Genomic DNA, 15,696 nt, shown 5'->3' on the forward strand with positions numbered 1-15,696 from the left:
CTATCCTCCGGAAGGCTCTTGTCGTCCGTCCTGTCCGGGGGAACAGTGATCAGCGAACTCCTTCCCGAAGCCGTCGTCGTCGAGACCGCCTACTCCGACCCGCCCGAGGCCCGCCTCGAACCCGAGGAGCAGGCGGTCATCGCGCGCGCCGTCGAGTCCCGCCGCCGTGAGTTCACCACCGTGCGCCACTGCGCCCGGCTCGCCCTCACCCGCCTCGGCGTCCCCTACCGCCCCCTGCTCCCCGGCCTGCGCGGCGCCCCCGGCTGGCCCGACGGCGTCGTCGGCTCCCTCACGCACTGCGCCGGCTTCCGCGCCGCCGCCGTGGCCGGCGCCGAGCACGTGCTCTCCCTCGGCATCGATGCCGAACCCGCCCTCCCCCTGCCCGAGGGCGTGCTCGACGCCATCGCCCTCCCCGCCGAACAGCAGCGCAACACCGCCCTCAGCACCGCCCACCCCGACACCCCCTGGGACCGCATCCTCTTCAGCGCCAAGGAATCCGTCTACAAGACCTGGTTCCCCCTCACCCAGCGCTTCCTCGACTTCTCCGAGGCCGACCTCACCCTCCACCCCGACGGCACCTTCACCGCCACCCTCCTCGTCCCCTCCCCGCTCGCCACCCTCGCCGGCCGCTGGCGCGTCCACAACGGCCACCTCGCCACCGCCATCACCGTCCTGCGGTAGCGGGCCGCGTTCAGCCCGCGGCCGGTCCGCCACGCCGGCCGTGGGCGACGTGCGGCTCCTTCACCTGCTTCGCCCAAGCCGGTCCCGAGCGGTCCGGAGGCCTCGGCCGATGACCTCCGCCACCGCGGCGGTCAGATCCAGCCGTGGCGGCGGGCGTGGTGGAGGGTGGCGGCGGGGTGGGGGGTGCCGAGTTTGGTGGCGGCGGTGGCGAGGTGGTGGCGGGCGGTTCGTGGAGGGACGGGAGTGCCGGTGGCGGTGAGGTCGAGGATGTCGATCTCGTCGGCGGTCAGGACGGTGGTGTCCGGGGCCAGGAAGTCCGGGTGGATGTAACGGGCGCCGGTGTGGACGGTGCGGGCGACGTGGGCGAGGTGGGCCGCCGAGACGCTGCGGGGCAGGAAGGCCCGGGCGCCGGCGCGCAGGGCGCGGCGCAGGTCTCCCGGGCGGTCGTGGGTCGTGATGATCACGGTCGGGCAGGGCGGTAGCGGCGCCCCGTCGAGGGCCGGGGAGCGCAGGGCCAGGAGGGCGACGTCGGCCCGCCGGCGGGCGGCCAGGGCCCTCGCGGCCGGGGCGGAGTCGGCCTCGGCGACGACGGTGAGCCCCTCCTCAAGCGCCAGGAGGGCCGCCAGGGCCTCTCGGCGGACGGGCTCGTCGTCGGCCAGCAGGAGGCGGAGGGCGGGGAGGCGCGCGGTCATGCCGTTCAGCCTTCCAGCCACCCCGGGGTGGCGGAAGTGCGTGCACTCACCGAGGGTGCTGGAACTTCTCAGTGGCGGCCCGTGACAAATGTCATGACGGAACGTCACCCGAGCCGGGCGGGGCGGAGGAATCCGCAGGTCGGGGCAGAAGTGGGGCCGTGGGCTCATGCTCCTGGGACAAGGGTGGAGGGAGGGTGGTGGTACGTCGCCCGTCGGACTGGAGCACGGGCCGAGATGATCACGAGGTGTCACCATGAGTAGCAATTCTGTGAGCGAGGTTCCCGCGCTGGCGGTGACCGTGCACACGCAGGAGGAGGGCGGGGTGGCCGGCGAGCGGGTGGGGTACGGCTTGCTGACCAGTACGGAGACGGTGCTGGTGCCGGATCCGGTCGAGGCGCTGGCCAATCCGTGGCGGAGGTTCGTGGCCCGGATCTCGCGGTCACCGGGGGGCGGCGACGACGGGGTGGTGGTTCCGGTCGGCGGCGTCAGTGTGGCGGCGCTCGACGGCGAGGGGATCACGGCCGCGGCGGCGGTGCTGACGCTCGTCTGGGCCGAGCCGTTCGGTGTGGCGGCCGTGAAGGCCACCCGGGCGCAGTTGGCGGAAGCCCTGCTGCGCAACCACGGTGACCAGTGGGCGACGTACGCCGAGCTGGGGTTCCGGGTGGTGCCGCCGGAGAAGGACGGGCCTCCGGACACCTGGTGGCTCGGGGCTCCCGACACCATCGTCGGGGTCGCGGGGAGTGCCGACGTCTACGCGGGAGGCACCTGTTGCAGCAGCCGGATCTGCTGCAGGGCGCCGCAGACGGCAGCGGAGTGATGGTGGCGGTGGCGTGATGGTGGCGGCGGTGGCGCAGGGGCAGGCGCAGGCACAGGGCCGGGCGCGGCGGCGGGGGGCGGCGCGGTGGCTGCGGTCGGTGTGGCTGCAGGACACCGCGCTGGCCGTGGCGGCGGTCATTCCGGAGCTGTTCTACTTCGGCACCTTGATCGCCCCGTGGGCGGACTGGCAGCAGCGGATGTGGATGCTGCTGCTCGCCCTGGCCGAGGTGCTGGCACTGGTGCTGCGGCGCCGCCGGCCGCTGGCGGTGTTCGCCGCCGTGTGGGTCATCGCGATCACCTCCGACCTGCTGTCGTGGGCGAACACCGTCGACTACACGCCGTGCTTCGGCCTGCTGATCGCCCTCTACACGGTGGCCGCGCAGTACCGGCGGCCGGTGGCGCTGGGCGTCCTGGTGGCGAGCCTGATCCCGATGGGGATGGCGATCGCCGAGACGATCGGCGACTACGAGGGCCCGCTGACCACCCCCGTCCTGGTCGCGAACATCGCGTTCTACGCCCCGGTGACGCTGGTGGTGTGGGGGTTCGCCCGGTGGAGCCTGGCGACCAGGACGGAGGCGGAGCGGCACCGGCAGGAGGTCGCCGAGGCGCGGTTGCGGGTGACCCAGGAGCGGGTGCGGATCGCGCGGGAGCTGCACGACATCGTCGCGAACGCCGTCGCGGTGATCGTCATGCGGGCGGAGACGGCGCGGGCCACGGCGCTGGAGGATCCGGCGTGCTCGGAGGCGTTCGCGCACATCGAGGACCTCGGGCGCTCGACGATGGCCGAGCTGCGGCACATGCTGCGGCTGCTGCGCGGCTCGGAGGCGGCCACCGAGGACGGCTACAGTCACGGGCTGGGCGATCTGGATCAGCTGCTGGCGGACGTCCGCAAGGCCGGCGTCCGGATCGCGCTGGAGGTCCGGGGCACGCCGCTGCGGGTCGACGACAGCGTCGGTCAGACGGCCTACCGCCTGGTCCAGGAGGCCGCCACCAACATCACCAAGCACGCCGGCCCGGGGACCCGCGCGGTCGTGCGGATCACCTGGGACCGGGCGCTGCTCATCGAGGTGGTGGACGACGGTGCGGGGCGCCCGCCGGACGGGGAGCGCGAGGAGGGCCAGGAGCTGTCGACCGGGCACGGGCTGCTGGGGCTGCGCGAGCGGGTGGCGCTGTACGGCGGGCTGCTGAGCGCGGCCCCGTACGGGCCCGGGTTCCGGGTGGCGGCGGCGCTGCCGGTGTCCACGGCGGCCGGCCCGGCAACGGTGCCGCGGTGACGCGGTGAGGCGGCGGCCGGCTCCGGGCCTGGCGGGTCAGCAGCCGAGCCGGACCTGGGCGGCGCGGCGCAGCGTTCCGGCGGCTTCGGTCCGGGCGCAGCGGACGATGCCGTTCTCCACCGACCCGTACGTGATGAACGTCCCCGTGGTACCGCTGCCCGGGACGGCGCTGACCCACTCGCCGGTGTCGGGGCCCGTCCGGACGCAGACGTACTTGACGTACTCGCCCAGGACCCTGCGGGTCCCCCGGTAGAGGCCGTAGCGGTCCGGCTGGTTGTAGCTCCACGTGGTGGTGAGGGTGAGGCTGCTGGTGGACGAGGTGGTCTTCTGGACCGGGAAGCCGACCCAGGCCTCGGCCTTGAGGAGGATCTCGCTCTCCGCGGCGGTGATGTTCGCGTTGCCGTCGACGGAGGTGGTCACCGGGGCCACCCGGGGCAGGACGTCGGTGCGCGTCCCGGATCCCTCGCCGACGACGACCATCGTGAGGTAGTCGGTGACGATCGGGTCGACCTGGGTGTGGATCACATCCACCCAGGGGGCGTCCACGGCGGGGTTGCAGCTCGACCGCAGCGAGCGGGTGTCGGCGTGGGCGGTGGCGGCCCCGACACCTCCGAGTTCCAGCAGGGCCAGGGCCGTCATGGTGGCGGCCGCGGTCGCGGCGGTGCGGCGGTGGCGCGGGCGGTGGGCGGGGGTCATCCGTACTCCTCCGTCGGTCGTGAACCGGCCGGGCGCGGGCGCGCCCGGGCGGACGTGCGCGGGGGGTGCGTCACGCATCCTCACCGGGACGACGGGGGCGCCGGTATCCCAGATTTGTTGGGTGGTTCGTTCCTTCCGGCGGAACGTCCGCCTACCGGAAGGCGTCGGAGAGGCGGGTGAAGGTGCGACCGGCGGCCAGCAGGGCGGGGAGGGCGGCGGCGACGCCGCGGGCGGTGCCGGAGGCGGGCCGGTTCATGTGGGCGATGACGATGCCGCCCGGCTCGGCGTCGGCCAGCTCCCGCTGGACCTGGGCGGCGGGGAGGGTGGCGCCGCCGTCGGCGTTGGTGCTGAATCCGGCGATCCGCTGGCCGAGGTCGGCGGCGATGCGGGTGGCGACATCGTCGTAGTGGGCGGTGCCCGAGCGGAAGAAGCGGGGCGGGCGGCCGAGGAGGGCGGTGAGCTTGGCGAGGTTGCCGGCGACCTCGTCGTAGACCTCGCCGGGGTCGCGGGTACCGGCGATGCCGTAGGCGGAACGGCCGGTGACGGAGAGCGGGCGGTGGGCGGTGCCGTGGTTGGCGATCTCGAAGAGCGGGTCGGCGGCGAGGTTCGCGAAGACCTCGGGGTTGGCGTCGATCCAGCGGGCGTTGAGGAAGAGGGTGGCGGGGACGGCGTGGGCGCGGAGGGTGTCGATCAGCGCGGCGTCGTAGCCCGAGCCGCCGGAGCCGCCGCAGGCGTCGAAGGTGAGGGCGATGGCGCGGGCGGCGCCGGGGAGGGCGGTGAGCACGCCGGGGACGTCCAGGCCCCAGCTGGTGGGCGCGGCGGCGGCGTAGCGGGTGGTGACGGCCGCCCGGGTGGGGAGGGTGGTGGCGGGCGCGGAGGCCGGCGGGGAGGCGGGTGCGGAGGCCGGTGCGGAGGACACCTCGGCGGAGGGGGAAGGGGTCGCGGAAGGAACCGGGGAAGGGGCCCCGGACGGCGACTCCGACGGGGACGGGGTGATCGGCGGTGGGGTGATCGGCGACCGGGTCGGCGGCGCGCCCGGAGTGGGCGCGCAACCGGCCAGCGCGGTGCCGGCCGCGGCCGCCAGGAGGGTCCGCCGACTGAGTGCCATGAGAGCTCCGCACCTGTCCGTCCGTCAGAGATCACCGTTCCACGCCCCTCCATTCAGGGCCTCCGCGCCCGCCCGTGCAAGCCGACGCGGCCTTCACGGGGCTGCCGCACGGCCGTGGGGCCCGGCTCACCGGGGGTTCACCGGGGCGGGTACGAGACTTCGCTGACATCCCGGCGAGAGCGGAGGCTTCCGATGGCTGAGGACATGCACGAGGACGGCAAGGCGCGGCCGGCCCGACGCGGACTACTGGCGGCGGGGGCGCTCGGGGCGGTGGCGGCGGCCACCGCGACCGCGGGCGTCGCCCGGGCCGCCGACGGCGGGACGGCCGACGGCGCGGCGGCCGACAGCACGGCGGCCGGCGGCGCGGCGGGCACCGAGCGGACGATCACCCTGACCGGCAAGCTGCCGACCGGCGCGCCCGACTTCGTCCACCTCCCCTTCGACGTCCCCGGCGGCGTCCGCGAGATCGCCGTCTCCTACCGGTACGACAAGCCGACCGTCCCGCCCGGCACCCCGGGCAACTCCTGCGACATCGGCCTCTTCGACGAGCGCGGCACCGAGCTCGGCGGGCGCGGCTTCCGCGGCTGGTCGGGCGGCTCCCGCACCGAGTTCACGGTCAGCCGGGAGCAGGCCACGCCCGGCTACCTGCCCGGCCCGGTCCGCCCGGGCCGCTGGCACGTGGTGCTGGGGCCGTACCAGGTGGCGCCGCAGGGCCTGGAGTACCGGGTGGACGTGACGCTGCGGTTCGGCGCGCCCGGGGGCGAGTTCACCCCCGCCTACCCGCCGGAGCGCGCCCGGGGGCGCGGGCGGGCCTGGTACCGGGGCGACTGCCACCTTCACACGGTGCACTCCGACGGGCGCCGCCGGCCCGCCGAGGTGGCCGCCGGCGCGCGCGAGGCGAAGCTGGACTTCATCGTGTCGACCGACCACAACACCACCTCCTCGCACGGCGTGTGGGGCCCGCTGGCCGGCCCGGACCTGCTGATCGTGCTCGGCGAGGAGGTGACCACCCGCAACGGCCACTGGCTGGCGCTGGGCCTGCAGCCGGGCCAGTTCGTCGACTGGCGCTACCGCTCGCGCGACGAGGCCTTCCCCCGGTTCGCCCGCCAGGTGCGGCGGCAGGGCGGCCTGGTGGTGCCGGCCCACCCGTACTGCCCGTACGTCGCCTGCCAGTGGAAGTTCGGGTACGAGGACGCGGACGCCGTCGAGGTATGGAACGGCCCGTGGACGTACGACGACGAGTCGGCCGTGGACACCTGGGACGCCCAGCTCGCGGTGGCGCTGCGCGACGGGCGGTCCTGGCTGCCGGCGATCGGCAACAGCGACGCGCACAGCGTCCCGCAGGTGATCGGCTCGCCGCACACCGTGGTCCTCGCGGAGGACCTGAACCGGGACGCCGTGCTGGCGGGCCTGCGCGCCGGCCGCAGCTGGCTCGCCGAATCGGCGGCGGTCCAGCTGGACTTCACCGCGACCGGCAACGGCCGGCAGGCCGGGATCGGCGAGGAACTGGCCGTCCCGGCGGACGCGCCGGTGGATGTGCGGCTCGCCGTCTCCGGGGTGCCGAACGGAACGGTGCGGTTCCTGACCGACGAGGGCCAGCTGCACCAGGAGTCGCTGCCGGCCGACGGCGCGGGCACGGTGGTGTGGCGCACCACGGCCTCGCTCACCGCGTTCGTCCGGGCCGAGGTACGGCACCCGAAGGCGGACGGGACCCCGGGCCGGGGCAACTCCATGGGCCCGGACCTGCCGTGGGGGCCGATGGCGGCGCTGACCAATCCGATCGTGCTGCGGGCCCGGAGGTAGCGGGGAGGCGGCCGGGAAGCGGGGGGACGGCGAGGGGACGGCGGGAGGTCCGGGGAGGGGAGGACTCCGGGGTGTGCGGTGGACTAGGTTGATCTCCGACAGCAGTCAGTCGATATGACGAGACGGTCGGCTGTCCGTCGTATGGCCGGATTTGCCCGCGCGCTCCGGCCGTCCCGCCCCGGCCCCCCGTCCGTCCCCGGCCCGTGAAGGGATCAGCAGCTGTGAACCGTACGACCGTAGGTGGGCCGGAGCTCGGGGGCGGACGGGGGGCCGGCAGTGTGGTCCTCCTCTCCGACCCGGCCGCCGGTGCCGGGAGCGGCGCGGTCGCCCCGCTGGTCGCGGACGCGCTCTTCCCGAGCGTCCACCTGCGCGCGGAGGACTTCCGGCGGGCGGTCCGGCAGGGCTACGTGGAGGCGGACCGCCCGGAGGCGCGGCGGCAGAACGTGACCGCGCTGGCGGCCACCGCGCAGGCCGCGTTCGCGTTCGCCTCGGGCGGCTACCAGGTGGTGGTGGAGGGCTCGGTCGCGCCGACGGCGCTGGACGCCTTCCGCCGGGAGAGCCGGGCCACGGGGGCTGCGCTGCACTACGTGGTGCTCAACGCGGGCGCGGTCGCCGGGAGCGCGGTCGCGGAGGCGGACGGCGCGGCCGGCGACGACCCCGAGGCCACGGCCGACACGGTGCTGGCCGGGCTGCGGCGGGGGGCCTACCTGCTGGGGTGGTGACCCGGCGTGGAACGCGGAAGGCGGCCCGCCGGTCCGGGGGTGACCGGCGGGCCGCCGCTGCGGCCGGTCGCCCCGGTGTCCGCCGCTCCCACAAGGGCGGAGGCCCGGGCGACCGTTGGCCCGGCGCTCGCACGGGGGACGAGCGCCGGTGGCGGTGCCGCCACCCTGGACTACGGGCGGCGGGGCGGGAACGGTTCACTCCGTTCCGCTTCCGCGCTCTCGCGGACGCCCTCACGGACGCATTCGCGGACGCATTCCCGGGCGCCTTCGCGGGCGGGCCGTCAGCTCGCGCCCGCCATGCCGTGGGCCTCCAGGATCGGCCGCAGGGCGCGGACGGCGTAGAAGTTGCGGGACTTGACCGTGCCGACCGGCACCCTCAGCACCTGGGCCGCCTCCGCCATCGACCGGCCGTTCATGTGCAACTCGACCAGGACGTCCCGGTGGTGGGGCTGGAGCTCGGCCATCGCCGCCGCCACGTCCTGGGCGACCAGCACCTCGTCGTACGGGTCGTGGGTACCGGCGTGGTCCTCCGGGGCCTCGTCGGCGACCTCCTGGGCGCGGGCGGTCTGCATCCGGTAGTGGTCGATGGCGATCCGGCGCGCCACCGTGAACAGCCACGGGCGGCTGTGCTCGGGGCCCCGGTGCATGGCCGCCGGGTTCTGCCAGGCGCGCAGCAGGGTCTCCTGGACGATGTCCTCGGCCTTGCCGCGGTCGCCGCTGGTCACCCGGAGCATCGCGCGCAGCAGGTAGCCGCCGTGCAGCCGGTACAGCTCGGCGAGGGTGTCCTGGTCCAGGGTGGGCCGGGCGGAGCGGTCGGGCCGGGTGGCCGCCGGGGCGACGGGCCCCCGGGCGTCCTCGGTGGTCGTCCCTGCGTGGGCGGTAGCGTCGATGGCCACGGCTGTTGAGCCCCTTACGACATTCGTCATTCGTCGGCGCCCCGGTCGTGGTTCGGGACCTGGGGCGATCGCTGTCTCGGCGCGCGGGGGCGGGCCACGGCGGGCGGGCCGCTCTCCCGGGCGCTGCCACGCTCGCAGCCGCCGCCAACGGCGGGCCAACGCGAGGGCGCCGACGACGTTGGTGCGACGTTGGGGGCGCGTTCGAGGGCGCGCGGGCGGGCGCCGGCGAGCCGCCGCGGGCGCCGTCACTCCGCGCGGTGGCCGTCCCGGTTCCGGCCCGCGCGGTTCCGCCCGACGCGCACCGCGGCCGCGGCCAGGCCCACCAGCGCCGCACCGCCCAGGCCCACCCCGGCCAGCGCCGACGCCAGCCGCCGGGCCGAGGGGTCCGCCGGCGGCGGGACGACGACCGGCTCGGGGGGCGACGGCGTGCCGGCACCGGCCGACCCGGCCCCGGACGGACCTCCGGCGGCCACCGCCGTCACCGGGTCCACCGTGCCCCAACCGACAGTCTGATCGGGCAACTCCGTACCGGGCCGGTAGGCGGTGGTCCGCAGCCGCTCGGCCAGCTGGTCCACGGTCAGCGACGGCGACCGGCCGAGCACCAGTGCCGCCGACCCGGCCACCAGCGCGGCGGCGTAGCTCGGTCCCGAGGCGATGAACGAGCCGCCGCCCGGTCCGGCGGCCACCAGCCCCTCGCCGGGGGCCACCAGGTCCACCCGCGAGGCCCGCCCGCCGGTGCCGCCGGTACCACCACCGGCGCCGGACGACGGGGCCTCCGGGGCGGCGGACGCCGAGCGTTCCGCCGGGGCGCCGTCGGCCCCCAGCGCGGCCACCGCGAGCACGCCCGGATACCCGGCCGGGTACACCGGGGCCGCCACCGACTGGCCGTCCGGGCCCGCCGGCGCGACCAGCAGCACGCCCTTGGCGGTGGCGTAGCCGACCGCCTCGGCCAGCGCCGGCGCCGCCTCCGCGATGGGCGCCGCGACCACCGCGATCCGCGCACCGCCGTCCGCCGCCGCGCGGATGCCGCGGGCGAGCAGGTCGGCGTTGGTACTGCCGGCGTCGTCGGTGACGGCCACGGACAGCACCTTCGCCCCGGGCGCGATGCCGGACGGACCGCCGTCGGCCGTCCGGCGGCCGGCGATCAGACTCGCCAGGAAGGTGCCGTGGCCGACGCAGTCCCGGCCCGCGTCGCCCTCGCCGTGCAGGCGCGGCCCGAGCGTCAGCCGCCCGGCCAGCGCCCCGGTCCCGGCCGAGGCCTCCACCCCGGACCCGATCACCGCCACCGTCACCCCCTCCCCCCGGCTCAACGGCCACACCGCCTCCGGCCGCAGATACGCCTGCGCCCACCCGGCCCGCTCCGCCACCCGCCCCGACGGCTTCCGGCACCCGCTCTGCCGCACATCGGACAGGGTCTGCCCCATCACGGGAATCTCCGCGGCCCCGCCGGCCGGCGCCGGCGACCCCGCCGCCCGCACCGGCCCCGAGGCCGCCGAGGGACCCGACGCGGCGGAACCGACCGGCCCGTCGGCGACCGGCGCACCCACCCCACCAGCGGCCGACCCGGCCGCCACCGGCCGAACCCGTCCCGCCACCGCAGAAGCAGCCACCCCGGCGGACACCGGGGACACGGGCACACCACCGGCGACCCGCACGGCCGTCGCCGGAGGCGCGGGCGCAGTCACCCCACCGGCTACCGCCCAAGTCACCGCCGAGGGCGCGGGCGCGGCCGCACGCCCGACGGCCGGGGCAAGGGCGGTCAGGGCCGCGAGGCAAGCTGCCGCCGCGGCGGCGCCGGGGCGCGTGCGGGTGGTGGTCGCCTGGGGCTGCCGGAGCGGCGCAACCGCCACCGAGGCCGCCACCGGCGCAGGCACCCGCCCAGCGGCCGGGGCCGGAGCGACTGCTGCGGCGGCAGCGACAGCAGCGGCGAGGAGCTTCACGTGGGGCTGCCGGGGCGGTCCAGGGCGATGTCCTCGGGCAGCAGGAGGCTCAGCTCCGACAGGTCCGCGACGTCCAGGCGGCTGAGGCGGCCGGCCTGGCGGGTGATCATGCCTTCCAGGGTCTGCCGGGCGAAGCGGCCGTTGCCGAAGGTGCGGTCACGCGGGACGGCGGCGAACAGGTGCTCCAGGGTGGCCAGGGTCTCCGGGGCGCACGTGTACCCGGCGGACTCGGCGTGGTTGCGGACGATGGTGACCAGTTCGGCGTCCGCGTAGTGGCCGAAGTCGATCTGGCGGGAGAACCGGGAGGCCAGGCCGGGGTTGGACGACAGGAAGTGCCGCATCTCGTCGTCGTAGCCGGCGACGATCACCACCACCTCGTCGCGGTGGTCCTCCATCAGCTTCATCAGGGTGTCCACGGCCTCCTGGCCGAAGTCGCCGCCGCCCCCGTGCCGGGGCGTCAGGGTGTACGCCTCGTCGATGAACAGCACGCCGCCGCGGGCCCGGTCGAACGCCTCCTTGGTGAGCTGGGCGGTGTGGCCGACGTAGCGGCCGACCAGGTCGGCGCGGGCGGTCTCGACGAGCTGGCCGCCGGGCAGCACGCCCAGTTCGGCGAGCAGCCGACCGTAGAGCCGGGCGACCGTCGTCTTGCCGGTGCCGGGCGGGCCGGCGAAGACCAGGTGGTGGCTGATGGTGGCGGTCGGCAGCCCGGCCTCCTCGCGGCGGCGGACCTGGCGGATCAGGTTGACCAGGTCCTCGACCTGGGCCTTGGCGGCGGGCAGGCCGACCAGTGCCCGCAGCTCGGCGAGCGGTTCGGTGCCGTCGGCCTCCTTGACGGGCGGTTCCAGCTCGACGCCGACGTCCTCGGGGACGAGCAGCGCGAGGTCCTCGTCGCTGATCTCGCCCTGCTCGGCGAGCCGGGTGGCCTGCCGGTCGACCATCTCCTCGAAGACCTTGCGGGCCGACCGGCCGTTGCCGAAGTCCTCGCCGCGCGGCATCCGTTCGAAGAGCACGGTGAGCGCCTTCCCGGTGCCCTCGGCCAGTTCGTAGCCGTGGCCGCCGGCGGCGCGTTCGACGATGGTGACCAGCTCGTCGACCTCGTAGTTGGCGAACTCGACGGTCCGGCTGAACCGGGAGGCGAGGCCGGGGTTGGAGGCCAGGAAGTCGCCGATCTCGGCGGAGTAGCCGGCCACGATCACCACGATGTCGTCGCGGTGGTCCTCCATCAGCTTGACCAGGGTGTCGATCGCCTCGCGGCCGAAGTCCGGGCCGGAGCCGGATCCGGACCCGGCCGAGAGGGTGTACGCCTCGTCGATGAACAGCACGCCGCCGAGCGCCTGCTGGAACACCTCGGTGGTCTTGATGGCCGTGCCGCCGATGATCGAGGCGACCAGGTCGGCCCGGGCCACCTCGGTCAGGTGCCCGCTGCGCAGCACGCCCAGCTCGGCGAGGATGGCGCCGTAGAGCCGGGCGACGGTGGTCTTGCCGGTGCCGGGCGGGCCGGCGAAGACCAGGTGGCGGCTCATCGGGAGGGCCGGCATGCCGGCCAGTTCGCGGCGGCGGGCCAGCTTGTTGAGGTTGACCAGGGTGGCCACCTGCTCCTTGACGCCGGCCAGGCCGACCAGCGACTCCAGCACCTCCAGCGGGCCGGGCGGAGCCACCGGAACGGACGGACGGGCGGCTTCCGCGCCGGCTTCGGCGCCGGGCCCGGCCTCCCCGGTGGGGGCGGGCGGGCCGTCGGTGCGCGCGGTGCCGTTGCCGGTGGCTGCGGTGGCGGTGCCGTGCGCGTCGGGCAGGCCGTTCTCCTCACTGGTCAGCTGCTCGACGGCGAGCCGTTCGTTGGGCGCGGTCTGCCGCAGGCCGGAGCCGCGGTTGCGGGCCAGGGTGCAGCCGGTGAGCCGGACCGCGTCGGTGGAGTCGAGGCGCACGCCGTCGCCGATGTTCTCGACCGCGTCGACCTGGGCCAGGACGGCCCGGCCGCCGGCGCCGATCCGCACGCCGTGCCGGCGGTTGCCGTGGGTCCGGACCCGGGTGCAGGTCAGCTCGCCGCCGTCGTCGACCGCGAGGCCGTCCTCCCCCGAGCCGACGACCTCGCAGTCGCGCAGCGCGGCCCGCCCCACCTTGCCGACCAGCACCCCGGTGCCCTTCGCGCCGCGCACCACGGCCGCGCCGAGGAAGGTGTCCGCGCCGTCGGAGATCCGCACCCCGGCGCGGGCGGCGTCCACCACCTCGACGCCCTCCAGCCGGCCCCGGCCGTCGCGCAGCGCCTCGACGCCGTCGGCGCCCGCGCCGGTGACGGTCAGGTGCCGCACCCTCGGGTTGGCGCCGCCGCCGATCGACAGGCCGGGGCCGGTGACGTCCCGGACCTCCAGCCGGTCGATGTCGGCGGCGCTCTCCTCGGCGAGTTCAACGCCGGCCCCGCCGCAGTCCCGGACGACGGTGCGGGTGAGCACCGGTCCGGCGGACTCGCCGACCCAGATGCCGGTGCCCTCCGCGCCGGACACCTCGCACTGCTCGAACTTCCCGCGCGAGCGGCCGGTGATGTGGATGCCGTGGCCGGCGGTGCGGGCGGTGGTGCAGCGCAGCAGCTCGGGGTCGGTGCCGCCGGCCAGCGCGATGCCGTGGCCGGTGGTGGCGCTGACCGTGCAGTCCTCCAGCACCACCCGCGCGGCGGAGCTGATGTAGACGCCGATGGTGGTGTCGCGGACGGCGGTGCGCAGCAGCCGGGTGGTGGAGCGCTCCTCCAGGGCGACGGCGGGCTTGTCGGTGACCGAGATCTCGCAGTCCTCGAAGGTGCCGCGGGCCTCGCCGTTGGCGCACACGCCGTTGCCCCGGGCGTCGCGCAGCACGCAGTTGCGCAGCAGCGGGTTGGCCCGCTCGCCGACCACCACGGCCGAGCTGCCGAGGTGCTCGATCACGCAGTCCTCGATCACGCTGGTACCGGTGGAGGTCTCGACGATGCCGGCGCCGGCCGGGTTGGTGACCCGGCAGTCGCGCATGGCGAGCGAGCCCTGCTGGCGGGTGAGGACGGCCGTCCAGGAGCTGCCGACCACCTCGCAGTCGGAGAGCGCGGCCTGCCCGCGCGGCACGTCGACGGCGGGCAGTTCCTCGTCCTGGCCCTGGACGACCAGGCCGGTGAGCTGGACGGCCTCGGCCACCACCTGGACGACGCAGCCGCGCCGGGCGGTGATCCGGACGCTGCCGCGCGGCTCCTCGGCGGTGATGGTGACCATCTTGGTGATGACCAGGTTCTCCTCGTAGCGGCCGGGGCGGACGGAGATCACCGCCCCGCTGCGGGCCGCCGCGAGTGCGTCGCCGATCGTGCGGTACGGGCCGCCCCGCTGCTCCGGGCACACCGTCAGCACATGGCGCGACATGGCCTTCCTCTCCTGGGGGTCTTCGTCGTTCTTCGGGGGTGGAGGTGGAGCGGGTGGGGCCGGGGCCTCAGGAGGCGGTGCAGTCGGCGCGGACGGCGGAGGCCGCGAGGTGCGCCTTGTCCGTGGCGCTGTTCCCCCAGTCGAGGCCGCGCGAGTGCAGCATCACCGCGATCTTTCCGCCGCCGACCGCGAAGGTCTTCTCGGCGGTCACCCAACTCCCCCGGCTGGTGGTCTGGTTGACCGAGAAGTCGCCGATGGTGCCGCTGTTCGGCGTGGAGCTGTTCTGGACGGTGTAGTAGGCGGGTGAGCCGCCGACCGCCTTGGGGTCGGTGTTGTTCGGGACGTAGACGGAGATCTTGCAGGTACCCGTCGTGACCGGGGCGGTGGAGAACGTCCAGACCACCGAGTTGGTGTTGTCGTCCTTGGTCGCCGAGCCGGACATCGGCATCGACACGTACTTGCCGTTGCAGCCCGAACCGCTGTACCCGCCGGCGGAGTTGGTGGTCCAGCCGGCGCTGCCCTGCTCCCACCAGCCGTTCTGGGCGTAGGCCACGGAGGAGGTGCCGCAGTTGGAGCCGCCGATGGCGCTGTAGGTCGCCTTAGCGGCGGCGGGCGGCGGGGCCGGCTGCTGCGGTGCCGAGGGCTGGGGGGCGGGCTGCTGGGGCGCCGGCTGCTGGGGGGCGGGCTGTTGCGGCGCCGGCTGCTGAGGGGCGGGTTGCTGCGGCGCCGGCTGCTGGGGCGCGGGCTGCTGCGGCTGTTGGGGCACCGGCTGCTGCGGCGCGGGCTGCTGACCGGCGGCGGGCTGCTGCACCGTCTTGCCGCCACTGTTCGGCTGCTGCGGCGCCCCGTTCACGGGTGCCTTGGCCGCCGGCCCGGTCCCGCCGCCCGACTGGGTGCCCGGCTGGGTGCCCGGGTTCACCGGGACTCCGGCCGTGCCGCCGCCCAGGGCGAGGCCGGGGACGGTGCCCGTCCCATCGGCCGGCGCCGTGGCGGCGGTGCCCGGGATCTCCCCCGTCACGGCCGGGTCGGTGGGCGCCGCGGTCGGGGCGCCGGTCACCGGCGGGTCGACGGGCGCGGGCGGCACCGGGAGCTCGCCGATCTCCGGGCCGTCGACGAGCTGGTGGTCCGCCTGGTTCACCCCGCGCCCGTCGCCCTTCTTCTCCTTGGCACCGTCGGGGCCGTCGGTGATCAGGAACGGCAGGCCCATCAGCACCACACCGGCGGTGGCGGCGGCGACCAGCGCGGGCCGCTTGAACCGTCGACGGGCGGGCGGCTCGCCGGGGTCGCCCCCGTCCGGGTGCCCGGCCTCGACGGAGACGGGCTCAAGCGCCCCGGGCTCCTCGCCCGGCCCGTACCCAGGGTCGGGCACCGGCACGGGACCGGGCAGCACGGCGCCGGTGCCCGGTCCCGGCTCCGCCGGGGTCACCGGCCCGTACTCCGGCACCGCGACCTGCTCGGTCGGTGCCTCCGCCGTCACGGGGTCGGTGCCGGAGGGCGCGGAGGCCGGCGGCGCACCGGCCGGCGCCCCCTCCTCCTCCATCTCCCAGTCCATCGACGGCAGCTGAATGCCCGCCGCCCCACCCCGAGCCCCGTTCCCGCCCGTACTCGTGCTCACCGCAGCTCCTCGGCCTCGCATGCCGTCCCCTGTCGACGGGACCACCCGGCCGACAGGACCTCGGGTGCTCCCAATCCGT

General features: G+C 75.9%; 12 protein-coding genes. 5 read left to right on the forward strand and 7 right to left on the reverse strand.

The window, feature by feature from the left end; all coding sequences use genetic code 11:
- Positions 1–45 precede the first annotated feature (45 nt).
- Entirely contained in the window at positions 46–681 is a 636-nt protein-coding gene (locus tag ACFVVU_RS28025; RefSeq protein WP_387793043.1) for a 4'-phosphopantetheinyl transferase, read from the forward strand.
- Positions 682–812: 131 nt separating this feature from the next.
- Here ACFVVU_RS28025 and ACFVVU_RS28030 read toward each other — a convergent pair whose 3' ends face one another.
- Positions 813–1,373, reverse strand: a complete 561-nt coding sequence (locus ACFVVU_RS28030; RefSeq protein WP_387793015.1) for a response regulator — start codon at positions 1,371–1,373, stop codon at positions 813–815.
- A 253-nt stretch (positions 1,374–1,626) separates the two neighbouring features.
- Between ACFVVU_RS28030 and ACFVVU_RS28035 the strand changes: the two genes are divergently transcribed.
- Both ACFVVU_RS28035 and ACFVVU_RS28040 read left to right on the forward strand, forming a co-directional pair.
- Positions 1,627–2,190 (forward strand): hypothetical protein, encoded by a 564-nt coding sequence (locus ACFVVU_RS28035; RefSeq protein WP_387793016.1) that lies wholly within the window; start codon positions 1,627–1,629, stop codon positions 2,188–2,190.
- 28 nt (positions 2,191–2,218) lie between these two features.
- Entirely contained in the window at positions 2,219–3,463 is a 1,245-nt protein-coding gene (locus ACFVVU_RS28040) for a sensor histidine kinase (protein ID WP_380681867.1), read from the forward strand.
- Positions 3,464–3,499: 36 nt separating this feature from the next.
- Here the strand turns inward: ACFVVU_RS28040 and ACFVVU_RS28045 are convergent, their stop codons facing one another.
- Positions 3,500–4,159 carry a hypothetical protein gene (locus tag ACFVVU_RS28045; protein ID WP_387793018.1) on the reverse strand — a complete coding sequence of 220 codons (660 nt, stop codon included), beginning with the start codon at positions 4,157–4,159 and terminating at the stop codon, positions 3,500–3,502.
- A 151-nt stretch (positions 4,160–4,310) separates the two neighbouring features.
- Positions 4,311–5,078 (reverse strand): polysaccharide deacetylase family protein, encoded by a 768-nt coding sequence (locus ACFVVU_RS28050; protein ID WP_387793020.1) that lies wholly within the window; start codon positions 5,076–5,078, stop codon positions 4,311–4,313.
- A gap of 381 nt (positions 5,079–5,459) precedes the next feature.
- Here ACFVVU_RS28050 and ACFVVU_RS28055 point away from each other — a divergent pair, with 381 nt between their 5' ends.
- Positions 5,460–7,070, forward strand: a complete 1,611-nt coding sequence (locus tag ACFVVU_RS28055; RefSeq protein WP_387793022.1) for a CehA/McbA family metallohydrolase — start codon at positions 5,460–5,462, stop codon at positions 7,068–7,070.
- A 278-nt stretch (positions 7,071–7,348) separates the two neighbouring features.
- A complete protein-coding gene (locus ACFVVU_RS28060; RefSeq protein ID WP_380681863.1) occupies positions 7,349–7,792 on the forward strand; it encodes a hypothetical protein in 444 nt (147 codons plus the stop codon).
- A gap of 281 nt (positions 7,793–8,073) precedes the next feature.
- Here ACFVVU_RS28060 and ACFVVU_RS28065 read toward each other — a convergent pair whose 3' ends face one another.
- The 4 genes from ACFVVU_RS28065 to ACFVVU_RS28080 all read right to left on the reverse strand — a co-directional run bounded on the left by ACFVVU_RS28065 (position 8,074) and on the right by ACFVVU_RS28080 (position 15,617).
- A complete protein-coding gene (locus ACFVVU_RS28065) occupies positions 8,074–8,688 on the reverse strand; it encodes a sigma-70 family RNA polymerase sigma factor (protein WP_380681953.1) in 615 nt (204 codons plus the stop codon).
- Between the two features lie 245 nt (positions 8,689–8,933).
- Positions 8,934–10,112 (reverse strand): S8 family serine peptidase, encoded by a 1,179-nt coding sequence (locus ACFVVU_RS28070; RefSeq protein ID WP_387793044.1) that lies wholly within the window; start codon positions 10,110–10,112, stop codon positions 8,934–8,936.
- Between the two features lie 512 nt (positions 10,113–10,624).
- Positions 10,625–14,002: a right-handed parallel beta-helix repeat-containing protein gene (locus ACFVVU_RS28075; RefSeq protein WP_387793025.1), complete on the reverse strand. Its 3,378-nt coding sequence runs from the start codon at positions 14,000–14,002 to the stop codon at positions 10,625–10,627.
- Positions 14,003–14,069: 67 nt separating this feature from the next.
- Positions 14,070–15,617 (reverse strand): hypothetical protein, encoded by a 1,548-nt coding sequence (locus ACFVVU_RS28080; RefSeq protein WP_387793027.1) that lies wholly within the window; start codon positions 15,615–15,617, stop codon positions 14,070–14,072.
- Positions 15,618–15,696 lie beyond the last annotated feature (79 nt).

The sequence above is a fragment of the Kitasatospora sp. NPDC057965 genome (assembly GCF_042887135.1).
Taxonomy (GTDB): Bacteria; Actinomycetota; Actinomycetes; order Streptomycetales; family Streptomycetaceae; genus Kitasatospora.

What these genes read in the sequence shown, in the direction of transcription:
- ACFVVU_RS28030 (WP_387793015.1), bottom strand. Translation starts at nt 1,373, where the DNA reads ATGACCGCGCGCCTCCCCGCCCTCCGCCTCCTGCTGGCCGACGACGAG.
- ACFVVU_RS28035 (WP_387793016.1), top strand. Translation starts at nt 1,627, where the DNA reads ATGAGTAGCAATTCTGTGAGCGAGGTTCCCGCGCTGGCGGTGACCGTG.
- ACFVVU_RS28045 (WP_387793018.1), bottom strand. Translation starts at nt 4,159, where the DNA reads ATGACCCCCGCCCACCGCCCGCGCCACCGCCGCACCGCCGCGACCGCG.
- ACFVVU_RS28055 (WP_387793022.1), top strand. Translation starts at nt 5,460, where the DNA reads ATGGCTGAGGACATGCACGAGGACGGCAAGGCGCGGCCGGCCCGACGC.
- ACFVVU_RS28070 (WP_387793044.1), bottom strand. Translation starts at nt 10,112, where the DNA reads ATGGGGCAGACCCTGTCCGATGTGCGGCAGAGCGGGTGCCGGAAGCCG.
- ACFVVU_RS28075 (WP_387793025.1), bottom strand. Translation starts at nt 14,002, where the DNA reads ATGTCGCGCCATGTGCTGACGGTGTGCCCGGAGCAGCGGGGCGGCCCG.